At 69.6% G+C, this 5,143-nt stretch carries 6 protein-coding genes and 2 pseudogenes; all 8 read left to right on the top strand.

Annotated features, from left to right (window positions below; all coding sequences use genetic code 11):
* Positions 1 to 186, top strand: a pseudogene (locus Q0112_RS12540) (hypothetical protein); the annotation flags it as partial.
* 119 nt (positions 187 to 305) lie between these two features.
* Positions 306 to 1,481 carry an ABC transporter substrate-binding protein gene (locus Q0112_RS12535; protein ID WP_297975821.1) on the top strand — a complete coding sequence of 392 codons (1,176 nt, stop codon included), beginning with the start codon at positions 306 to 308 and terminating at the stop codon, positions 1,479 to 1,481.
* An 11-nt stretch (positions 1,482 to 1,492) separates the two neighbouring features.
* Positions 1,493 to 2,464, top strand: coding sequence for a PQQ-dependent catabolism-associated beta-propeller protein (locus Q0112_RS12530; protein ID WP_297975820.1), 972 nt, complete (start codon positions 1,493 to 1,495; stop codon positions 2,462 to 2,464).
* A 17-nt stretch (positions 2,465 to 2,481) separates the two neighbouring features.
* Positions 2,482 to 2,985, top strand: a complete 504-nt coding sequence (locus tag Q0112_RS12525) for a hypothetical protein (protein ID WP_297975819.1) — start codon at positions 2,482 to 2,484, stop codon at positions 2,983 to 2,985.
* Between the two features lie 8 nt (positions 2,986 to 2,993).
* A complete protein-coding gene (locus tag Q0112_RS12520) occupies positions 2,994 to 3,242 on the top strand; it encodes a PepSY domain-containing protein (protein WP_297975818.1) in 249 nt (82 codons plus the stop codon).
* Positions 3,243 to 3,329: 87 nt separating this feature from the next.
* Positions 3,330 to 4,070: an ATP-binding cassette domain-containing protein gene (locus Q0112_RS12515; RefSeq protein ID WP_297975817.1), complete on the top strand. Its 741-nt coding sequence runs from the start codon at positions 3,330 to 3,332 to the stop codon at positions 4,068 to 4,070.
* Entirely contained in the window at positions 4,067 to 4,873 is an 807-nt protein-coding gene (locus tag Q0112_RS12510) for an ABC transporter permease (protein ID WP_297975816.1), read from the top strand. The genes Q0112_RS12515 and Q0112_RS12510 overlap by 4 nt, the downstream gene beginning before the upstream one ends.
* Positions 4,870 to 5,143 (top strand): annotated as a pseudogene (locus Q0112_RS12505) (hypothetical protein); the annotation flags it as partial. The gene Q0112_RS12510 and the pseudogene Q0112_RS12505, both read left to right, overlap by 4 nt.

Raw genomic sequence — 5,143 nt, 5'->3', positions numbered from 1 at the left:
CCCTTCGTGACCGTGGAGATCGCCGCGGCGCGGAGCGCCGGCCGGGTCAGGGACAGCGCGACGGCGATGGCCTGGCTGGCCGGCTCGGCGCGCGATCTCGGCAAGCCGGGGCGGGACCGGACCTTCGGGCTCGGGCTCATGCAGGCGCGGGCCTGCACGCCGGAGCCGGGGCCTCCGTCGCCCTGACGGCCGCTGTCCGCCAAAAGTATGAGAGCGGCTGGAATCATTGGCTTATGAGAGTCTTATCAAAAGATTCTCCTTAACCTGCCGGACCGCTGTGCTTCTATGGGGCCGGGAGGAAGGGAATGAAACAGAGTGGATGGCTGCTCGCCTCCGCCCTCGTTTGCTCGGCGACATGGGCGGCGGCCGAGACGGAGTATCGGGCCGCGGTGCTCCGCGTGGACGCGCCGGGGCCGATGCCGATCTCGAGGCTGGATCTGCCGCCGGAGGACATCGGCTTCGCCGGGGCGGCGCTCGGGACGGCGGACAACGCCACGACCGGCAGCTTCATGCAGCAGAAGTTCACCACCGAGACGGTCGTCGCCGCGCCGGAGACGGCCGAGGCGGAGATGCGGAAGCTGCTGGACGCCGGGATCTGGTGGATCGTGGTGATGGCCGACGCCGACACCACGGTGAAGCTGGCCGACATCGCCGGCGACAGGGCGCTCGTGCTGAACGCGGAGTCGACGGCCGACCGGCTGCGCGGCGAGGACTGCCGGGCGAACCTGCTGCATACCGCGCCGTCGGACGCGATGCTGACCGACGCGCTGGCGCAGTACCTGGTCTGGAAGCGGTGGACCGACTGGTTCCTGATCGAGGGGAGCCACCCCGAGGACAAGGCGCTCGCCGACGCCTACCGGCGCGCCGCCACGAAGTTCGGGGCGAAGATCGTCGAGGAGCGGGTCTTCGAGGACACCGGCGGCGCGCGGCGCACGGATTCCGGCACGGTGCAGATCCAGCAGCAGATGCCGGCCTTCACCCAGCGGGCGGCGGAGCACGACGTGGTGGTGGCGGCGGATCGGGCAGGGGTGTTCGCGGCGCACCTGCCCTATCACACCTGGGAGCCGCGGCCGGTGACCGGCTCGGCCGGGCTGATGCCCGACACCTGGCATCCGGCGCACGAGGCCTGGGGCGCGACGCAGTTCCAGACCCGCTTCGAGAAGCAGATGGGCCGGCCGGCGCGGGACGAGGACTATCAGGTCTGGATGGCGCTCAGGGTGCTGGGCGAGGCGGCGACGCGGACACAGGGCGGTGATTTTACCGCCATCCACGACTTCGTGCTCTCGGACGGCTTCGATCTTGCGGCATTCAAGGGCCAGAAGCTGACCTTCCGCGACTGGGACGGCCAGCTCCGCCAGCCGATCCTTCTGACCGCCGATCGGGTGGTCGTCTCGGTCTCGCCGCAGGCGGAGTTCCTGCACCAGGTGAGCCAGCTCGACACGCTCGGGATCGACCGGCCGGAGACGGCCTGCAGGAAATGACGGGAGGAAAGATGCGCACCGCGCGATTTGGGATTCTGCTCGCCTCGGCCGCCTTCGCGGCCGGTCCGGCGCTGGCCGAGAAGATCTTCGTCTCGAACGAGAAGGGCAACACGGTCACCGTGCTCGACGGCGCGACGCACGAGGTCATCCACACCATCGAGGGGATGCAGCGGCCGCGCGGCATCACCGCCTCGCCGGACGGCAAGCACATCTACGTCTGCGCCTCGGACGACAACCTGGTGCGGGTCTACGACTCGACGACCTACGAGGAGCTGCCGAGCCTGCCGTCGGGGCCCGACCCCGAGCTCTTCGTGCTGCATCCGAGCGGCAACCCGCTCTACATCGCCAACGAGGACGACAATATCGTCACCGTCGTCGACGTGGAGACGCGGCAGGTGCTGGCCGAGGTGCCGGTCGGCGTCGAGCCCGAGGGGATGGGCGTGAGCCCGGACGGGACGATCGTGGTCAATACCTCGGAGACCACGAACATGGCGCACCTGATCGACACCTCGAGTTTCGAGATCGTCGAGAACGTGCTCGTCGACTCGCGGCCGCGCTTCGCCCAGTACACCCCGGACGGCAAGTTCCTGCTCGTCTCGGCCGAGATCGGCGGCACGGTCAGCGTCATCGACCCGGCCCTGAGCGAGGTCGTCCACAAGATCACCTTCGAGGTGCCGGGCGTCCTGCCGGAGGCGCTGCAGCCGGTCGGCGTGCGGGTGACCGCGGACGGCAAGAAGGCCTATGTCGCGCTCGGCCCGGCGAACCGGGTCGCGGTGGTCGATACCGCGACCTGGGAGGTGACGGACTATCTGCTGGTGGGGCAGCGGGTCTGGCAGCTCGCCTTCTCGCCGGACGGGAAGTTCCTCTACACCACCAACGGCAATTCCAACGACATCTCGATCATCGACGTCGCGACCGACAAGGTGCTGAAGTCGGTGCAGGTCGGCGAGCAGCCCTGGGGCGTCGTCGCGGTCGAATCGTAAGCAGGGAGGAGAGGGGAATGAAGGCAAGGATCGCTGCAGCGCTGCTCGCGGCGGTGGCGCTGCCCGCCGCCGCGCAGGACAGCGCGGCGCCGGCCGAGGGCGCCGCGGAGGAAGCTGCGGACTTCTCCATCGAGGTGCCGAAGGGGGCGCACGACTACGGCTTCGCCGGGCTGCTCGCGCGGGACAACCGGGCCGACCTGCCGCCGCTGACGCTGTCGTCGGGCAAGCCGGTGGCGCAGGGGACCTACACGCTGAAGTCGGGCACCTACTACCGGATCGACATTACCGCGGACGGGACGGCAGAGCTGGCGCTCTCGGGCGGCGACTTCTTCCGGGCGATCTGGATCAACGAGATCGTCATCGAGGACATCGAGATCCGCCCGATGGGGGTGCATTCGATCGAGTTCGACTCGGCCGGGACCGCGCACATGTCGTTCATCGCCATCGTGCCGGGCACCTATACGCTCTCGATCCCGGGCTCGCACAGCGAAACCCAGTCGGCCACCTTCGTCATCCAGTGAGGAAAGACATGAGAAAGCTCATCATCGCCGCCGCCGCCCTGGCGTTCGTGCCCTTCGCCGCGCTGGCGGAGGGGCCGAGCGAGGAGCAGATGGCCAAGATCGACGAGGTGCTGGCGGCGAAGTCCTGCGAGGTCGATCCGGCGAACGTCGAGGTCGAGGACGGCGCCTTCGATCTCGACGACGTGATGTGCGCGGACGGGCAGTACGACATCAAGCTCGACGCGAGCTACGCCGTGACCGAAGAGCGCAAGGAGTGACCGGCTGCGCACCCGGCGCGGAAAGGTCAAGCCCTTGACATGACTGAGGAACGGGGCGGCGCATCGACCGGGTCGGAACCGGTCGGGATGCGCCCTCCGGCCCTTGCGGTGGAGAAGGTCAGCCACCGCTTCGGCCGTTTCCAGGCGCTGCGCGACGTGAGCTTCACGGTCGAGCGCGGTGCGTTCGCGGCGCTGCTCGGCGTCAACGGCGCCGGCAAGACGACGCTCTTCTCGCTCATCACCCGGCTCTACGACAGCACCTCGGGGCGGATCGAGGTGGCGGGCTTCGATGCGCGGCGCCAGCCGGGCGAGGCGCTGGCGCGGCTCGGGGTCGTCTTCCAGAGCAAGGCGCTCGACGGCGACCTGACGCTGCGGCAGAATCTCGGCTACCACGCGGCGCTGCACGGGATCGGGGGGCGGGCGGCCAGGGTGCGGATCGCCGAGGTGCTGGCGCTGGTCGGCCTCGCCGAGCGCGGGGGGCTGAAGGTCAACGCGCTCTCGGGCGGGCAGCAGCGGCGGGCGGAGATCGCGCGCGCCCTGCTGCACCGGCCGGAGCTCCTGCTCCTCGACGAGGCGACGGCCGGGCTCGACCTGCGGTCGCGGGCGGAGGTGCAGGCGCTGGTGCGGCGGCTGATCGCCGAGGAGGGGGTCTCGACGCTCTGGGCGACGCACGTCTTCGACGAGGTGGACCCGGCCGACGAGGTGGTGATCCTGCACAGGGGCGCGGTCATCGCCGTCGGTGTCGCGGCGGAGATCGCCGGGAGCGGGACGCTGGCCGAGCGGTTCCTCGCCATGACCGGCGAGACGGCGGAGGCGATCGCGGGATGAGGGCCGGGTGGAGCATCGCCTTCGCCGGCATCACCCGCCGCGAGGCGCTTCGCTTCGCGAACCAGCGGGAGCGGTTCCTGGCGGCGCTGGTCAGGCCGCTGGTCTGGCTCTTCATCTTCGCCGCCGGCTTCCGCTCGGTGCTCGGCCTCTCGATCACGCCGCCCTACCAGACCTATGTCCTCTACGAGGTCTACGTGACGCCGGGGCTCTGCGGGATGATCCTGCTCTTCTCGGGGATGCAGTCGTCGCTCTCCATGGTCTACGACCGGGAGACCGGCGCGATGCGGACGCTGCTGGTCAGCCCCTATCCGCGCTGGTTCCTGCTCGGCTCGAAGCTCGTCGCGAGCGTGCTCGTCTCGGTGCTGCAGGTCTATGCCTTCCTCGTCATCGCCTGGTTCTGGGGGGTGGAGGCGCCGCTCGTCGGCTATGTCACCGTGCTGCCGGCGCTGATCCTCGCCGGGATCATGCTCGGCTCGCTCGGGCTGCTCATCTCGTCGGCGATCCGGCAGCTGGAGAATTTCGCCGGGGTGATGAACTTCGTCATCTTCCCGATGTTCTTCGCCTCGACCGCGCTCTATCCGCTCTGGCGCATGCGCGACTCGAGCATCCTGCTGCACGACATCTGCGCCTACAATCCGTTCACCCACGCGGTGGAGCTCATCCGCTTCGCGCTCTACGGCCAGTTCAACCCGCTCGCCTTCGCGGTGGTGACGGGTTGCACGCTGGTCTTCTTCGGAGCGACAATCTTCATGTACGATCCGGCCAAGGGCCTCTGGCGGGGCCGGAGGGGAGGAGCCCAATGATCCGTTCCATGCTGCTCGGCCTCATCGTGGCGGCGCCCGCCTTCGCGGCGCCCGCCTTCGCCGCCGGTCCGCCCGATCCCGACTGGCCCTGCATCCAGCGCCGGCAGCCGCATCTCTCGATCGCCCAGGTCTGGGGCGGGCCGGTGCCGGACGAGGCGGCGCTGAAGCTGGCCGAGGCGCCGGAGATCCAGGAGGTAGCGCAGGCGATCGCGCTGAGGCGGATGCCGCTGCCCGAGGCGGAGGCGACGATCGCGGACTTCGCCAAGGACC

Origin of the sequence: uncultured Amaricoccus sp. (assembly GCF_937858865.1) — a bacterium.
Classification (GTDB): domain Bacteria; phylum Pseudomonadota; class Alphaproteobacteria; order Rhodobacterales; family Rhodobacteraceae; genus Amaricoccus.
This window is presented reverse-complemented; position numbering and strand designations above follow the sequence as displayed.

What these genes read in the sequence shown, in the direction of transcription:
- Q0112_RS12535 (WP_297975821.1), top strand. Translation starts at nt 306, where the DNA reads ATGAAACAGAGTGGATGGCTGCTCGCCTCCGCCCTCGTTTGCTCGGCG.
- Q0112_RS12530 (WP_297975820.1), top strand. Translation starts at nt 1,493, where the DNA reads ATGCGCACCGCGCGATTTGGGATTCTGCTCGCCTCGGCCGCCTTCGCG.
- Q0112_RS12525 (WP_297975819.1), top strand. Translation starts at nt 2,482, where the DNA reads ATGAAGGCAAGGATCGCTGCAGCGCTGCTCGCGGCGGTGGCGCTGCCC.
- Q0112_RS12520 (WP_297975818.1), top strand. Translation starts at nt 2,994, where the DNA reads ATGAGAAAGCTCATCATCGCCGCCGCCGCCCTGGCGTTCGTGCCCTTC.
- Q0112_RS12515 (WP_297975817.1), top strand. Translation starts at nt 3,330, where the DNA reads ATGCGCCCTCCGGCCCTTGCGGTGGAGAAGGTCAGCCACCGCTTCGGC.
- Q0112_RS12510 (WP_297975816.1), top strand. Translation starts at nt 4,067, where the DNA reads ATGAGGGCCGGGTGGAGCATCGCCTTCGCCGGCATCACCCGCCGCGAG.